Origin of the sequence: Embleya hyalina, from assembly GCF_003967355.1 — a bacterium.
GTDB lineage: Bacteria > Actinomycetota > Actinomycetes > Streptomycetales > Streptomycetaceae > Embleya > Embleya hyalina.
This window is the reverse complement of the sequence record NZ_BIFH01000016.1, coordinates 170,892-186,433: the sequence shown is the minus strand read 5'-3', so window position 1 is coordinate 186,433 and position 15,542 is coordinate 170,892. Positions and strand designations below refer to the sequence as shown.

Below are 15,542 nucleotides of genomic sequence, written 5' to 3'. Positions count from 1 at the left end.
ACAAAGGATCGCTGTCGTCCCTGACCGGCAGACGCCCCAACCCGACATCCCATACACAGACGTCGCCGAATCGGGCCGTACGGACAACGGCGCGTCGACGTGCCCAACGACTCGCCGAGTTGAACATGAGCGTGGCGGCGAGCGCAATCCACACCAGCGGGGTGGGGATGCCGTAGCGCAGCGGATGGCGCCACAGCCGCTCGCCTCAGGAGGCGCCTGCCCGGTCCGCGTTGCGGCGGGTCCAGGGCGGGGCGGCGGCGTTGACCTCGTGGCCGAGGCGGCCGAGCACGGCGGGGAGCAGCCTGAGGGTGGCGGCGGGCACGAAGGCGACGGCCGGCATGATGCTCAGCGCCATGGAGCGGAACGCAGCAGCCGAGAGGAGCCCAACTGCGGTCACCTTTCCCGAGCATTTCCCCGATCCCGATGAGGCCCCTCCAGAAGCCACACCGGCTCACTCAGGCCCGACAGCCGCTCATTTGAACCGATCAAAGAACGATCACGCGAACAAATTTCCGGCGGGGGAGCGGAGCCCGGAGCGGGAGTGGCGCTATCCGGAACCAGTGCAACGGCCGCGGATGGCCCGGCCACACGAAACCTGCGATGCCAAGATCACCGACCATCAGAGGGATCCCGAACCCTTGCGGACGGATCGCGCTCGGAACATCACCGCCTAGGCACGCAACCGACCAAGAGCAACTCGTCGCACACAACACACACAAGCGGGCTCCGCTACACCCACCTGCGGCATCCAGAGCCCACCTCTTCGGCAACCCGGCTCAAAGTTTGAACGGCACCAACCGGCAATCGATTAACCGGCACCGCCTCGCACGACTTGACGCTCGGCGCCGCTAAACATGACCGGAGCCCGTGCCAAACCGAAGCCCACCTCACCCAAGCACCAGGAAGCAGGCCTCGGAAAGCCAACTACTCTCCCGCGTCTCCCTCTTCGCCCAAGGGAGTCTCGTCGTCGGTGCCGTCGTCATGCCCCGCCCGGACCGCAGGAACCTGGGAGGAAGTTATGGCACTTCTCAAGGTATACCCCGTAGTCCGCAAGGCGGCGATGATCAAGGGTGCGCCCACCGGCGAGCCGAGCCAACCGATGGGAACCTTCGCCCTGACCTAAATATCGCCAGCATCGCCTTTGCTGAATCAACGCTCCAGCAGTCACCAGGGCAACGGACTTCGCTGGGTTTGAGTCGGCTGGCCAACTGGTGTTTTTGCAGAGCAACAAACCTTCCTCATCCGCGAGGTCATGGCCTCTGACCTGCATAGTTCACAAGTTCACAACTCATGCAACGCAAGATGTTCGGCAAGGTGCACTGACAGCTGCGCGCCAAGTAGCACGGGCAGATATACGTCAAGATGTGCAAGGACATGTTGCTCCGACTGCATGGTGGCAAGTTCGACGTCATGCAACACAGTATGTTCGAGAGACTGCAACGAGATAAGTTCGACGACCTGCAACACTAAAACGGCGGCTGTGTGGGCGGGTGTGCGGGTGTCTGTAGCGGCGGGTGTTTGGGCGTATGGGTGGGCGTACCTCTGTGTGGTCGGGTCAACGGTCGGATCGACGGATGGGTAGATCTGTCTGCGGACGGCTCTCTGAGTCCGTGTTTGGTCGTGTGGGTCGGTGAATGTGCGGGTCTATCACCGGGCGTATGGCCGTACGGATGGATGGCTCGATGGATGTAGGGACGGGTGTTGGTATGGGTATTGCTGTGTTCGGATGGATGGATGGGTGCTGAGATGGGTGGGCGGATCTATGAGTGGGCGGACGAAACGATGACTGTGTAGAGCGAACGACGGGCGTGCGGATGGGTCTATCGCTGGGTGCACGGATATGTGTACGGGTGGGTGGAGCGATGAATGAATGGATGGGCGGATCCATCGATGGGCGTGCGGACGGACGTTTCTGTGGGCGGATCGATCGGTGGACGGGTGGACCTGTGGGCGGGTCTACGGCCGGAACTATGGGCGGATGGATCTGCGGACGGCTCGAACTACGGGCGTACGGCTGGATGGTCGGATGTACGGGTGGGCGGACGGACGGCCGGAGCGAACGAACGGCGGGCCGGTCGGCGTGCGGAGCGCTGGGTATTGCTGTGTGCAGATGTTCCTGTGTGCGGAACGATGGGCAGGCGTTCGGTCGGTCGGAGCGATGGCTCGACGGCCGGACGGACGGGCGGTCCTGCGGACGGGCCGTCCTGCGGGCGGATCGTTCTGCGTGCGCAGCGACGGGCGGGCGGTCGGAGCAACGGGCGTTTCGGTGCAGCGGCGGGTGGATGGCCGATCGGCTGTATCGGCGGGTGGGCCGATCGGTCTATCCACGAACCGCGCGGTGGGCGGCCGAATCTCCGGACGGGCCTGCCTTCGGGCCGGTCTGCCTGTGGTGCGCTCCGACACTCCCACACACAATCCGGCTGCGGCTCACCGGGCGGACAGAGCTGCGGAACGCTCAGGCCACGGCACGCACGAAGGCTCCGTGGACGAACGCACGGGCGCGCGGATCCGACAACGAATCGGCGTACGGTCGAAGCACGCAACGCCACGGCGGGTGGATCTGCGGCCGGGACGGCCTCTCAGCGGCTCTGTGGCGGGATGTCCGGGCGGTAGGGGCAGACGAACAAGCGAACACCCGCACAGCGGCTCTCAGGAGCGACAGAGCGATCCGGCGAACATCCGTTGGTGCGACGGAACATACGACGTGTCGATCCGAGCATCGCCCTTCACGCCGCTCCCCGACTCCCCCGCCCTTCGGCCCCGCACGGGACAGCGCCGGCTGGGCATTACGCGCTGCCTGGCACGCGAGCGGCCACCCCAGTTCTCGCGGCCCCGTCGCCGGATGCGCACCCACCCGAACCGCACGACGCACAACACCGCCCCGCCGCAGAGCAGGCGGACCGAAGACCGGCGACCTGGACGAGCCGGGCCGCCTGGCCGCCGGAACCACGGCGGCAGGCCGCCTGGCGTAGAGCAGGCAGGCCGAACGAGACGGCCGAGCACGGCCGCGTCTGAACGGACTCGTCGAAGGACCGAATCAGGCTGCCTTGGGACGGGTAGGCCGATGCCGGCGCGAACGAATCGGCGAAGTACGGCATGTGGGTTCCACTACTCGGCTCAGCAGATGCGGCCCCAACGAGCGGATGCGGTCGGCCGGACGCTGCCACGACACCGCGCGGCACGGGCGGCACGACCTGGCTGGCAAAGACGGCACGGGCCCACGTTCAGCGGGTTCTCGGGCCCTGCGCGCGTGAGTTACTGGCTTGCGGCTGGGATCCGTCCGGTGCGCGGCGTGGCTTCCGTTGAAAGCGGCCTCCACGTGGCCTTGGGTCCCGCGCCTCGTCTCTAGTCAAGCAAGCCAGGCAGGGCAGGCAGGGCAGGGCACAAGAGCCGGGACCAGGGCCAAGGGCATGCAGGCTGAGGACGCACACAGGCCGCAGGGGACCGGTCAAGGACACGCAGACAGGAACGCGCAGCCTGCGGCGCGCAGGCTGGGTGGGGTGTTCGTGTCTTGGCTTGGCTGGCTTCGCTGGCTTCGCTGGCTTGCCGGGGTGGGCCGGCACGTAGGCGGTCGGGGCAGAAATCGGGGATGTGGGGGCGGGGGCTTGGGGCCGGGACACCTGGGCCCGGGGCCGGGGAGTCCGGGCCGGGCGCGCGGAGTCCAGGGCCTGGGCCCAAGGCCGCAGAGCCCGAAGACGCAGAGCCGGGGGACGCGGGCCCTGGGGACGCGAGCCCCACAACGCGAAGCCGAGGACGCGAAGCCCCGGGGCGCAAAGCCCGAGGACGCGGAACCCCGGGGCGCGAAGCCCGAGGACGCGTAGCCCGAGGACGCGTAGCCCGAGGACGCGAAACCCTGCGGCGCAAAGCCCGGGGACGCAAAGCCCGGGGACGCGGAGCCGGGGACGCGAGGCGGGGATGGGTGTCTCGATATGTCGTACAGGTGGTTCGGAGAACGAGAGGTTGGGGGGAATTGGTGCGCCAAAAGAGTCTGTTGGGGGCGAAGATCGGGCCGACCAAACGGGTTAACCGGGACATACGGGTGGGTTTTCCGAGTGTCACAGTGAATTTTGGGATTCCGCTGCTAACCTGACAGACAAAACTTAGGTCGGACCCCTCAAGGACACCTTGGAGGTTCTGCCCGCTAGATCCTGGTTCGTTGCGCTTTCGGGCTTCCGGCGGAAGTATCGAGCAGCTATCCCGGAGGTACGTCGTCTTCCCTGTCAGGTTCAGTGGACGGCTCTGACAGGCCACCGGGCGGAACCCCGGCTCACGCAGGCGTTCGGCCGCTCTACTCCGAGAGGACGCGCGATGGGTGCAGTTGTGGCGGTGGCCAGCCAGAAGGGGGGTCCCGGGAAGACGACGACGACGGTGAACCTCGCGAGTGCTCTGGCCATCAACGGCTTTCACGCCCTCGTGGTCGACCTCGAGCCGCAGGCGCAGGCCGGCGTCGCCCTCGGTGTGGTGCCACAGCCTCAGCGCTCGGTCGGCTTCGCGCTCTACGCCCAGCTCAACGGCATGACGCCCGACGTGCCGGAGATGATCTTCGACCGCAGCGAACTGCTCAAGTCGTTCGAGACCACCGGCAGCCTCAGCCTCTTCGGCTCCGTGCAGAGCACGATGGTCGACGCCGAGCGCAAGATCGCCGGGATGGACTTCTCCACCACCGGGATCCTCCGCCGCATCCTCGAGCCGATTCGCCGGACTCCGACGATCATCCTGATCGACACGCCGCCCAGCGTGAGCGCCCTGTCCGCCGTCGCCCTCGCCGCCGCCGACTTCGTGGTCGCGGTCTGCGAGCCGCTGTACGCGACCGTCCAGGGCGCCGCCGTGATCAAGGGGCTGACCGCCGCCACCTCCGAGCGCACCCTCGGCGAGTGTGAGCCGCGCTTCCTCGGCACCGTGATCAACAAGGCCAACGCCCCGTCCCGGCGCACCAGCGAGGACGACCAGGTCGAGCAGCGGCTGGCCGACTACGGCCTCGACCCCTTCCAGACGCAGATCCGCCGGGACAGCCGGATCTCGCAGGCGTACGAGATCGGGCGCCCCGTCTGCATAGAGCAACCGAACATCGCCGCGAGCGTTGCCTACACCGAGCTGGCCATCGAACTGTTCGACCGTGTGAAGCAGGCCGTCTGATGACCGACGAGAAGCCCGTGCCCAAGTCCAAGGCAAAAGCGAGGAAGGCACCCGCCGTTCAGTCGTCCGTCCTGGCGGCGGCGCTGCAGGACGCCATGAACGGCAGCTTCCTGAACTCGGGCACCGACTCGACGGCCGCGCTGCTGGCCCAGATGGGCGGCGGCAGCGGCAGCGGCGGCGGTTCCGGGGCCACGTCCTCGGGGCCGCCGTTCAAGACCGCCGCGGCCGCCGTACCGGCACCGGCGGCCGAGCCCGAACCGAAGCCCGAGCCGGAGCCCGAACCGAAGCCCGAGCCGGAGGAAGCGGCCCCTGACGCGACTTCGGGTGTGGCCGCCGACACGGCGCCCGAACCCGAACCCGCGTCCGAGCCCGAAGCGGTACACGCCGCGGCCTCGCCCATCGTCGAGCCCGTCCCGGCGCGCGCGGAGCCGGTTCAGGTCACGGAGCACGTGTCGGACACGAAGCCGGTGGCGGCTTCGGAATCGGTGCAGGCGTCGACTCCGGAGCCGGAATTCGCGCGCGCGGCGGCGTCCACGGCCGCAGGCTCGGGTTCGGTCGCGTCCGTACCTGCCGAAGCGTCGCCTCCCAGGCCTCGGCGGGAAGTCGAACCCGACGAGGAACCCGTGCTCGCCCGGTTGGCGCGGTTCGAGGTGTCCCGCGAGGAGGCCCAGGCTCCGACGCCGCGGCCGGAGCCGGTCTCGACCCCGGCTCCGGCCGCGCGGGCGGAGCGGACGCCGGACCGCGCCGCCGAGCCCGCCCCCCGAGCGGCCGCACCGACCCGGTCCGCGCCGGCCGCCCAGCCGGCGAAGACGTCCGCGCCCGCGAAGGCCGCCTCGGCTCCGCGTGCGTCCCGGCGCAACGCTCCCGCGCCCGCCGCGCCGGCTCCGGTCGCCACCGGCTCCGCCGACGAGCAGTCGGCACACGCCGCGCTCCTGGAGAGCTTTCTCGACGCGCGGATAAACTCCAAGGGCTGGGAAACCTGGGGATTCCGGCTCCTGCCCGACGTGAAGGCGCGTCTGGGCAAGCGGCTCACCGCCGACAAACGTTCGTCGCAGAATCGGCGCCTGGCGCTGGGGCACTACCTCAACGCCGCGTTGCTGGAACTCCCCGAGGACAACGACGAGCAGATCGAGATGATCCGCTCGTTCCTGCGTGCCAGGGGCGGGATCACCGACCCCAGCCAGTCCTCCAGCTACCGGGTCAGCCCGGCCGTGTACGAACTCGCCCGCGATCTCGACACCGAGCTCACCGCGACGGAGAAGCGCGGTCTGGTCGTGTACCTGTTCTCGGCCGCCGTCGAACTGTTCCTCGAACGCCTCGACGCCGAGGGCGCCCTCGGCCGCCCCGAGATCTTCTCGCCCCAGCAGTAATCCGCCGTCGGCGGGCGTGGCGGACTTCCGGTCCCCCGCGCCCGCCGACGGCGTTTCGCGTGCGGGGTCGGGGGCGGATCCGGAGTCGAGCGCGCGGCGGGCCGGGCTTCGCTTCCGGTGACGGCCCTGTCCGCGTCGTCGGCGCGTTGCCGTCGGCCACGTCGCTGCCGCGCCGAACCCGAACATGCCGCCCGATTCGTTCTGTTCGCGGGGATTTCGGGTCGACCCACCACCCACCGAGTCGCTGAGCGGCCCTCCTGCGGCCCCGCGACCCGCCGGTCATCGATCAACCCGCCGACGGCTCCACGGGCGCTCAGAACGCCCCCTGGAGCGCTCCGGAGGCCCCCTCGGCGGCGGCGGCCTCGCGATCCTCGCGACAGTCCGCGCACACCCCGTCGGCCCGCAGGCCCCGGACCGCCCGGTCGCAGTCGTCGCAGGTCCCGATCGGCGCCGGCGCGGCCACCGGGCGGACCGCCGCCCCGACCGCCGACCCCGTGCCCACGATCGGCTCCCGCCCCGACCGGGCCCGGTTCGCCGCCCGTCGGTCCGCGCCGAACCGCTCGTCCGCCGCGGCGCGGCGATCCTGGTCCTGCCGGGCGCAGTTGTGGCAGGCGAACGGGTCGCCCGCCAGGCCCGCCCCCGGACCGGCCGTGGGCAGCCACAGACGGCCGTCCTCGCAGTTCGGGTCGGCGCACCCACGCCGGGCCAGCCCACGGCCGCCCAGCCAGCCCACGGGGCTGCGTACGGGCCCTTCCTGGGTCCGCCACCGGTCCGCCAGCCGGGCGAAGACCCGGTCCGCGTCGCCGACTTCGGCCACGGCGCGGTCCACCAGCGCCGCCGCCACGACCCGCTGACCGGTGCTCATCCGGTCCACCAGCGACCCGATTCCGGCGAACGCCCTCGCCGCGATCGGGGAGATGGTGGTTCGGTGGTTCCGGACCGTCACGTGTCGCAATCGACGGGGTTCCGCCGCAGGCGCCTCGTTCGCCGGGGACGTCGCGAAGCCGATTCGGGCGCTGTTCGCGGGCTCGGGCACGTCTACCACCGAGAGCGCCCTTCGGGCGGAACCCCCTCGGGAAGCCACGTTCATTCGTAGGTCAGTCGGAGTGTCTTCCTTATCCGTGACGGAGGTCCGAACCCCCTGCGAACCCGACGTCCATTGACCCTCCGCACCTGGGTTCCGAGCCGCCGAAACGCCGTTCTCCGGCGGCTCGGACGAGGTTCGGACGACGGTTCGAGAGGCGGCTTCGGTCGGTGTCCCGGCGGGTGTTACGACGGATGCTTCGACGGGCGTTTCGACAACCTTGTTGACGGTTGATCGGAGCATCGGAAAGGCCACCGCTCCGGCGCCCACGTGAAAGGCCGCCCCGAGAACGACCGGACGCTCGGTCCGCGAGTTCGCCGAGGTCTCCCCCGCCGTCCCGGCAGCCCCGGCAGCCCCCGTCGAGTCGGTCTCGGCCATGCCCTCGTCCGCCGGCGAATCCTCCGCTTCCCCGAACATGTGTCCGGCGAAGATGTCCACGGTCTCGTCGGCCTCGGTCGCCACATCGGCCACACCGGCCTCGGCGATCGACTCGTCGTCGCTTCCGGGTTCGAAGGGTCGGAGCGGGACCATCATGTTGCGCCCCTGCCACCCCTCCCGACGGCCCACCTCGACCCAGCCCCATCGCTCCAGGTCGGACACCACGCCGCGGGCGGCGCGTACGCTCACCGGTTCGCCGATCCGGCGGCCCGACTGGTGGCGCAGCACGTCGGCGAGTTCGGCGTAGGTCAGGTGGTGGCCGCGGGCGCGGGCGTAGCTGATGACGGCGTACGCCCGGGCGTGCCGGTGCGGGACCGCGCCCAGGAGCGCGACGGGCACCATCACCCACGGCTCGCCCTTTTCCGGGGCGCGCAGGCGGCGTACGGCGGACGTCCCGGTGCCGGAGGGCTTCGTGCGGCGGACCACGGTCAGTTCCTCGCCGGCGGTGAGCTGCTTCTGCGCGGCGTACAGGGACGACGGGGCCTTGAGCGCGACACGGCCGTCCGCCTGGGTCACCGAGCGCACGGTCAGGCCCAGGTAGCGGGCGATCGTGGTCAGGTCGGCGATGCAGCCGGGCTGGTTCGGGCCGGCGGCCAGGTGGCCGACCTTGGCGGCGAACACGAAGGCCAGGTCGTTGTACGCCTCGCCGGTCACCACACGCAGCGGGACCTTGACCGAGGCACGGCGGACCGAGTCCGGCATGGTCGGATCGACGCCGCGGGCGCCGCTGACCCGAACTCGGGCCGCGCGCAAGGCGGCACGCACCCGGGACTGCATCGTGAATCCAGAGGATTCGGGCACACTTGAAGAGGGCAAGGACCTGGCTGAAGACAGCACTGGGCCTGCCTCGGGGATCGCAGGTATGATCTGCTCCTGAAGCTGGTGAAGAGAAAGAGGTATGGGCGACCCGACCGTTCGGCGCGTGGAAGTACCGGAACGGCTGGGTCTCACTGTTCGGTTGTGTAAGCGGCCGGCAGGCCTCCTTTCTCCGACGGCGCCCCTAGGGGCGCTGAGCTGCGAGCGAGTGGACTAGGGCTGGACTCCTAGGCCACTCGCTCTGCTTTTGTGGACTTCCGACGGCGCTGCCCGGCGCTCAGGCCGCACCATGCCGTCGTCCGACCTGTTCCTGTTCGGCAGCCAGGGCGCGCAGGGCCTGCTGGGCCCACGCGCCGAGGGTGAGGTACTGGTACGGCGTGTTCTCCTCGACGAACCGCAGTGCGAGTGCGGCGTGTTCACTCGGTCGAACGGCCAGGTCGGCACCCGACGGGTGGACGTAGAGGCCGGTCATCGGGTCGACGTCGGCAAGGTCGCCGACGCGTGAGTGTTCGATGGCCAGGTGCTCCCAGAGGCGCAGGCGTTGCGGTGTGTTGCGCGCATAGTTCTCACCCGGCCAGCTGATCCTTCGCAGGGCCTCGAAGGTGAGCAGGGGCAATACATCGCTGGGCGAGAGCACCGTCGGGTGCAGCACGTTTCGGTCCCGTGCCTCGTAGCCCACCTTGCTGGGCAGACCCGCGATGGCCGCGAGCCTTGCCACGGTCCAACGCTCCCGGGAAGTGGCCATGACCGTCCTTTCGTGTCAACGACCGAAGCCTATCGCGATCTCCGGCAAATAACTTCCTGTCAGGAGAGTCGGCGTGTCGCTCGTTGCAGTGAAGCCGGCACGGCAATGCCACAAAAGCCCAGAAAATAAGGCATTGCCGTTGTGTTCGATCTGCATGTTGGAAGATCCGCCCGCCCACCCATCCCCTGTCACGCATGAATACCCAGGCGCCGAGTGTGTGTTCTGTCGCGTGATCCAGTGCTCGATCGAGTGTGGGTTCCGCCGTTCGGACCATCGCGAGAGCGACCGTGTGACCGATCGTGCGATCCGCCGTGCCGCCCACCGCGGGGCCCGTCGTGAGAGCCGTCGCAGGAGCCATCGCCAGAGCCATCGGCGGTTCCAGCGCGCGTGCCGTCGCCCCGCCCACTGCTCCGGCCGGCCGCCCACGACACCGCGCGTCCGTCGTTCGTGCCGTACACCCGCCCGCACACCCGCCCGTACAGCGATGCGGATTGACGAACGTGTTGGGCTGCAATGTCCCGGACATATCAAAGGACATCTCGCCGCACAGCCGCACGCACAGATCCCGCTCCGGATTGCCGGACAGCTTGCCATGCAAGTTGCAGGTCAAGGGCCATTTGAGGGTGCTGCGAGAATGGCCTGACGAGGTGGTGCAAGGGCTCGGCGGAGGGGCTTTCGAAGGCTTGAGTCAGGGATTGAAGCGGGAGTGAAAATCACCTTAAAAGGTGGGGAAGCCAGCTTTTACAGTCATTGGGAAGGGGTGGAGGGCCGGCTCGGGGGAGGGGGTGGGGGAAGGATCGGGTGGGGTACACCGAACCGACGGGACGGTTGGGATGGTGTGCCGCATTGCGGTGTGGTGCCGTGTGCGGGACGCGGGGGGCGGGGTGGGCGGTGGTGGAGTCGGGAGGGCGCGCGGCCTCAGGGGGTGGGAGAGGGACGAGTGGTGGTTGTGATTCCGCGCCTTCGCGGTGAGCGGGCGCGTGTCGATTCCGGCGCCGGAGGGTTTGCCGTCGCCGTCGAAACGCCGGTTGGTTGGGTTGGGGTGCCTTCCTTCCTTGCGTTCGGCGGTTCGTTGCGGGGTGTTTTCCTGTGCGGTCGGGTCTGCGGGTCCGCGTCGGGCGGGCGGATGCCATGCTCGGGGCAGCGGCCGCGCGGGGCGGTCGGGAGGATCGGAGTGCTGATGGCGACCGGTGGATCCGGCCCCCGGCTGGTGTTGTGGGACATCGATCACACCCTGATCGACGGGGGGAAGGTGTCGCGGCGGGCGTACGCGGCCGCGTTTCGGCAGGTGGCCGGGCGGACTCTGGAACAACCGTGGCAATTCGACGGTCGCACCGAGATGGCCGCGGCGAGCGAGGTGCTGCGGCTGCACGGGTTGTCGCCCGAGGATGGCCTGTTGGCTGCTTTCCTGGACCTGATCGTCGTCGAACTACGGCAGCGTGAAGCCGAGTTGGCGGCGGAGGGGCGAGTGTTGGCGGGGGCGCTGGAGGCCCTGACGGCGCTGGGCACGATGTGCGATGTGCGGCAGTCGGTGCTGACCGGCAACCTGTACGCGCTCGCCGTATTGAAGATGAACGTCTTCGGCCTGGCCGACCACGTGGACTTCCGCGTCGGTGCGTACGGCGAGGACGCCTACGAGCGAATCGACCTGCCCGCCCGGGCGTTCGCGCGGACCGAGGAGCACCTGGGCCGGCGGCACGCGGGCGCCGACACCGTGATCGTCGGCGACACCCTGCGCGACGTGGCCACCGCCCGCGCGGTGGGCGCGCGAAGTGTGGCGGTGGCGACCGGCTCGACGAGCGCGGCCGCGCTGAGGGCGGCGGGCGCCGATGTCGTCCTCACCGACCTCGCCGACACGGAGGAGGTGCTGAGCGCGCTGCTGGGCGGCGGGCCGGATCGCGGCTCGGGCTGGTGACGGCGGGTGAGGCGGTGGCGGGGCGGGCGAGCCTGCTTGGCGGGCGCTGGGTTCGCTGTCCGGTAAGGATTCGACTCGGGCCGAGGCTTGGTGATGGCGGGTGAGGCGGTAGTGGGGCGTACCTGCGTGCGTCGCCGAGGTGTTGTGTGCGGGGTTCGGTGGGGATTGGCTCGGTTTGAGGCTTGGTGACGGCGGGTGAGGCGGTGGTGGGCTGGGCTTGCGGGCGTGGTTGAGGGGTTGGGTTCGTTGCCTGGTGGGGACCCGGGTCGGGGCGGGCTTGTGACCGTGGGCGAGGCGGCGGTGGGGCGCATGCGTGTGTGGGTGTCGGGGGGTGTGTTTGGTGGGGGTCGGGCTTGGTGAGGAGCGGCGACGCGACGATCGGTCGTACATACGTGCGCGGTCGAGGTGCTGTGTGCGTTGCCGGGTGGGGGCGGGTGAGGTGGCGGGGCGCGCATCCCTATATAGGGGAGCAGGCGTGGGCGCTCGTTGGTCAGGCGCTGCGCATGGGCATCAGTAGGTAGCGGTAGTCCCGAGTGTCTTGGTTTGTGATGCTCTGGGGGGAAGGTTGGTTGTTTGGGGCGGTGTTCGGGTTTGTCGTCGGTGGGCCCTCTGTGAGTACGGTCGGCTTGGTCGGCGTGCTGAACAACATTTGTGCGGTTGGCGTGCGGAGGGCGGTCAGGCCGTCCAGGAGGTGGGCCGGGTTGAAGGCGGACCTGGTGGGTTCGCCCGTCAGGTGTACCGGGACGGTCGCGCCCGCCTCGGCCTCGTCGGTGGTGCCGGCCTCGACCCGCAGTGCGTCGTGTTCGAACGTCAGGCGGATGGGCGCGTTGCGGGTGACCACGAGGGATACCCGCCGAACCGCCTCGATCAGCGCCGTCGTGTCGACGGTCGCCACGGCGGTGGTCTCGTTGTCGAACAGCCGGTCGTAGTGCGGGAACTCGTAGTCGAGCAGTCGTGTGGTGGCCTGCCGTCCGGCGGAGATCAGCCCGAGCAGGCCGCGGCGGCCGGCCTCCGGGCCGAGGGCCAGGCGCAGGTCCGCTCCGATGTCCGGGTTGCGGGCGAGTTCGGCCAGGACTCGGGCCGGGATCAGGGCGGTGCGGGCGGGGTCCTCGGTGATGGGCTGCCAGGGCATGCGGCGGACCGCCAGGCGATAACGATCGGTGGCGGCCAGGACGAGCGAGTCGTGGGTCAGGTGGAGGCGGACGGCGGTGAGTGCGGGCACGCTCTCGTCCCGGGACGCCGCGATCGTCACCTGCGCGACGGCCTCGGTGAAGGCGGACGCGCCCACCACTCCGACGGTCTCCGGGAGCAGCGGGGTGGCCGGATAGTCGGTCGGGGCCGACAGCGGCAGTGCGAAGTAGGCGCCGGCGCAGGTCAGTCGGGCCCGACTCGCCGGGGACGGCGACGACGACCTGGTCACCCTTCTCGCGTCGACGGTGAGGTCCACGGGGTGCTCGCGGGGCAGGGATCGGGCGATCTCGGCGAGCAGTCGCCCCGGGACGAGGATCCTCCCGGGGCGGGTGACCTCGGCCGGAACCTCGATCCCGGTCGAGACCTCGTAGTTGTACGCGGAGATCGTGAGGGTGCCGCCGTCCGCCTCGAGTCGGAACGCGGCGAGGGCGGGGACGACCGGCCGGGCGGGCAGGGCGCGAACGGCCCAGGCGATGCCCTCGACGAGGCGGTCGCGTGTTATTCGAACCTTCACAACGGGCCCTTTCCGAGAACTCGACGAGGAGGATGGTCGCGTGGTGATCGAATATTTGTTCGATTCCAGGAAGGGCGACACTACCGGGGCGCTCGGACAGCGCGCCCGGATCTCGGCGAATCTCGGCGAATCTCGGCAGATCTCGGTCATTCGAGGTAGGGCAGGTCATTCGAGGTAGGACGGGCGGGAGCGACGCCCGCCCCTCGAATGCCTCGTACGAGCGCCACGTCCGGAGACACGTCTCCCGGACGAGGTCCTCGGCGTCGTGGACCGAACCGGGCATGCGGTGGCGGTTCGTTCGGGAGGTCCCGTGCGTGGTGCGTGGCGTCGGGGTTCGCGGTGGTGTTGTCAGATTGCGGTTGCCACGTGTTCGGCGGCTGCTCGTGCGGCGGTGACGGCCTCGATCCCGGCGGGGTGGGTGAGCCGGCCCGCCTGCTTGACCGTGCGGCCCGCGACCAGGACCGTGTCGACGTTGCCCGGATGCGCCGACGCCACCACCGCGCCGGCCGGGTCGTGTGCGGCGCCGACCATGTTGACCGTGTCCGTGCGCAGCAGGACCAGGTCCGCCTGCTTGCCGACGGCCAACGATCCGATCCGGTCGGCCAGACCCAGCGCGGCGGCGCCGCCGATGGTCGCGATGCGCAGTACATCGGCCGCGAACAGCCGCGTACCGTCCGCGAGTCGGCTGGTCAGCAGGGCCGCCCGAAGCAGCGAGAACATGTCCCCCGGGGTGCTGGTGACCACGTCCACGCCGAGCCCGGTGACCAGGCCCAGGGCACGGGCCCGGTTGATCATCGGCGCGCCGTGTCCCATCTGCGCCTCGATGGCCGGTGCGATCGAGAGTGCGCCGCCGGAATCGGCGATCATCGCGAGCTCGTCGTCGGGCAGCGAGTTGCCGTGGACGTACAGCGTGCGCGCGTCGAGCAGGCCGCGCTCGCGCAGCGCCTCGATGGGCCGGCAGGCGACGGGGCCGCTGCCGACGTGTACGGCCAGCGGGATGTCGAGGTCGGCGGCCAGTCGCCAGTCCTCCTCGACGAGTTCGATCGGGGTGTACGAGGGGCCGCCGGGGGCGAGCGCGAGCGTGACCAGCTCGTCCGGGCCGTCTCCGGCGAACAGGCGTTCGCGCAGGTCGCGGACGTGTCGCGGGTCGCGGGCGGCCGGGTCGAACGGCGGGTAGCCGTAGCCGAACACCGCCCGGATGCCCGCCGCGCGCAGAGCGCGGACCGCCGCGTCGCCGTGTTCGGCCCGGTGCTGGACGTGTGAGAAGTCCTGGACGGTGGTGATGCCGCCGTCGAGGCATTCGAGCGCGCCGACCAGGTTGCCGGCGTACACGTCCTCGGGGCGCATCGCGGGGGAGAGCCGGCCGAGGACCAGGCCGAGGTAGTCGCCGAGGTCGCTGTCGACGGCCACCGCGCGCAGTACGGACTGCCAGACGTGGCGATGGGTGTCGACGAAGCCCGGCAGCACGATCCGCTCGCGTGCGTCGAGGACTTCGGCTCCCTCGGCGGGCAGGTCGGGGCCGACGGCGGCGATCACCCCGTGCTCGATCAGTACGTCGGTGTCGGGGCGGGCCGTGACGTGCGGGTCGGTGTCGACGACGGTGCCGCCGCGGAGGAGGAGTCGGGCGGGGCCGGTGGGAGAGCCGGACATGGGGAGCCTCACAACGAGTCATATTCACTGGAAAGCTTTTTAGAAAGCTATCAGTTGTGTGTAATACGCTGTCAAGATGACCGCATCCGAGGACCGCGCGAGCGCGCTCGTCAGCGCGTGGCAGGCCGAACTGCCCGACGTGCTGGATGCGACGACGGAGTTGAGCAAGCGGATCATGCTGCTCGCGGCCGACCTGGACGAGGCCACTCGCCGTGAGCTGCCCGAATTCGGCCTGACCCCGGCTCAGTTCGGCGTACTGGTCGCGCTGCGGCGTGCGGGCGCGCCGTATCGGCTCAAGCCGACGGAGTTGAGTCGTGCGCTGCTGCTGTCCTCGGGCGGCACCAGCAACGTGACGAATCACCTGGTCGCGGAGGGGTTGGCCGAGCGCCTTCCGGATCAGGGCGACGGTCGGGGCACGCTGATCTGCCTGACGCCGCGCGGGGTACGGGTCGCCGAGGAGGCGGTCCGGGCGAACGCCGCCGCGCACGCCGAGGTCTGGCGGGGCGCCCCGGCGGCGGCGATCGAGGCGGCGACGCTCGCACTGCGCGAGATCGCCGCGGCCACCGAGGCACCGCGGACCGCGGGGCGGCGGCGCGGAGCCTGACCGGCCCGGCGTTGTTCGCGGGGGCGGCCGGTGGGCGCCGCCCGCGAGTCGGCGGCGCCGCTCGGAACGGAACCGGCGC

10 protein-coding genes are annotated in these 15,542 nt (G+C 70.0%); 4 read left to right on the top strand and 6 right to left on the bottom strand.

The window, feature by feature from the left end; all coding sequences use genetic code 11:
* Positions 1–205 precede the first annotated feature (205 nt).
* On the bottom strand, positions 206–397 hold the full coding sequence (locus tag EMA17_RS11510; RefSeq protein ID WP_126636841.1) for a hypothetical protein: 192 nt from the start codon (positions 395–397) through the stop codon (positions 206–208).
* A gap of 3,911 nt (positions 398–4,308) precedes the next feature.
* Between EMA17_RS11510 and EMA17_RS11505 the strand changes: the two genes are divergently transcribed.
* Complete coding sequence (locus EMA17_RS11505; RefSeq protein WP_126636840.1) at positions 4,309–5,136, top strand: ParA family protein; 828 nt, start codon at positions 4,309–4,311, stop codon at positions 5,134–5,136.
* On the top strand, positions 5,136–6,506 hold the full coding sequence (locus EMA17_RS51700; protein WP_160161374.1) for a hypothetical protein: 1,371 nt from the start codon (positions 5,136–5,138) through the stop codon (positions 6,504–6,506). Before EMA17_RS11505 ends, EMA17_RS51700 begins: the two co-directional genes overlap by 1 nt.
* A gap of 313 nt (positions 6,507–6,819) precedes the next feature.
* Here EMA17_RS51700 and EMA17_RS11490 read toward each other — a convergent pair whose 3' ends face one another.
* The 3 genes from EMA17_RS11490 to EMA17_RS51695 all read right to left on the bottom strand — a co-directional run bounded on the left by EMA17_RS11490 (position 6,820) and on the right by EMA17_RS51695 (position 9,745).
* Positions 6,820–8,793 carry a hypothetical protein gene (locus tag EMA17_RS11490; RefSeq protein WP_126636837.1) on the bottom strand — a complete coding sequence of 658 codons (1,974 nt, stop codon included), beginning with the start codon at positions 8,791–8,793 and terminating at the stop codon, positions 6,820–6,822.
* Positions 8,794–9,121: 328 nt separating this feature from the next.
* Positions 9,122–9,589 carry a hypothetical protein gene (locus tag EMA17_RS11485; RefSeq protein WP_020554288.1) on the bottom strand — a complete coding sequence of 156 codons (468 nt, stop codon included), beginning with the start codon at positions 9,587–9,589 and terminating at the stop codon, positions 9,122–9,124.
* A gap of 15 nt (positions 9,590–9,604) precedes the next feature.
* Positions 9,605–9,745, bottom strand: coding sequence for a hypothetical protein (locus EMA17_RS51695; protein ID WP_160161372.1), 141 nt, complete (start codon positions 9,743–9,745; stop codon positions 9,605–9,607).
* Positions 9,746–10,769: 1,024 nt separating this feature from the next.
* Here EMA17_RS51695 and EMA17_RS11480 point away from each other — a divergent pair.
* Positions 10,770–11,504 carry an HAD family hydrolase gene (locus EMA17_RS11480; protein ID WP_160161371.1) on the top strand — a complete coding sequence of 245 codons (735 nt, stop codon included), beginning with the start codon at positions 10,770–10,772 and terminating at the stop codon, positions 11,502–11,504.
* Between the two features lie 490 nt (positions 11,505–11,994).
* Here the strand turns inward: EMA17_RS11480 and dnaN are convergent, their stop codons facing one another.
* Both dnaN and EMA17_RS11465 read right to left on the bottom strand, forming a co-directional pair.
* Positions 11,995–13,209 (bottom strand): DNA polymerase III subunit beta, encoded by a 1,215-nt coding sequence (gene dnaN / locus EMA17_RS11475; protein ID WP_160161370.1) that lies wholly within the window; start codon positions 13,207–13,209, stop codon positions 11,995–11,997.
* A gap of 348 nt (positions 13,210–13,557) precedes the next feature.
* Positions 13,558–14,859: an amidohydrolase family protein gene (locus tag EMA17_RS11465; protein WP_126636834.1), complete on the bottom strand. Its 1,302-nt coding sequence runs from the start codon at positions 14,857–14,859 to the stop codon at positions 13,558–13,560.
* A 76-nt stretch (positions 14,860–14,935) separates the two neighbouring features.
* On the opposite strand from EMA17_RS11465, the gene EMA17_RS11460 reads away from it, so the two are divergent.
* Positions 14,936–15,463 carry a MarR family winged helix-turn-helix transcriptional regulator gene (locus tag EMA17_RS11460; protein WP_126636833.1) on the top strand — a complete coding sequence of 176 codons (528 nt, stop codon included), beginning with the start codon at positions 14,936–14,938 and terminating at the stop codon, positions 15,461–15,463.
* The last annotated feature ends 79 nt before the right edge of the window (positions 15,464–15,542 follow it).

What these genes read in the sequence shown, in the direction of transcription:
- EMA17_RS11465 (WP_126636834.1), bottom strand. Translation starts at nt 14,859, where the DNA reads ATGTCCGGCTCTCCCACCGGCCCCGCCCGACTCCTCCTCCGCGGCGGC.
- EMA17_RS11505 (WP_126636840.1), top strand. Translation starts at nt 4,309, where the DNA reads ATGGGTGCAGTTGTGGCGGTGGCCAGCCAGAAGGGGGGTCCCGGGAAG.
- EMA17_RS11480 (WP_160161371.1), top strand. Translation starts at nt 10,770, where the DNA reads ATGGCGACCGGTGGATCCGGCCCCCGGCTGGTGTTGTGGGACATCGAT.
- EMA17_RS11460 (WP_126636833.1), top strand. Translation starts at nt 14,936, where the DNA reads ATGACCGCATCCGAGGACCGCGCGAGCGCGCTCGTCAGCGCGTGGCAG.
- EMA17_RS51695 (WP_160161372.1), bottom strand. Translation starts at nt 9,745, where the DNA reads ATGCAGATCGAACACAACGGCAATGCCTTATTTTCTGGGCTTTTGTGG.
- EMA17_RS51700 (WP_160161374.1), top strand. Translation starts at nt 5,136, where the DNA reads ATGACCGACGAGAAGCCCGTGCCCAAGTCCAAGGCAAAAGCGAGGAAG.
- EMA17_RS11485 (WP_020554288.1), bottom strand. Translation starts at nt 9,589, where the DNA reads ATGGCCACTTCCCGGGAGCGTTGGACCGTGGCAAGGCTCGCGGCCATC.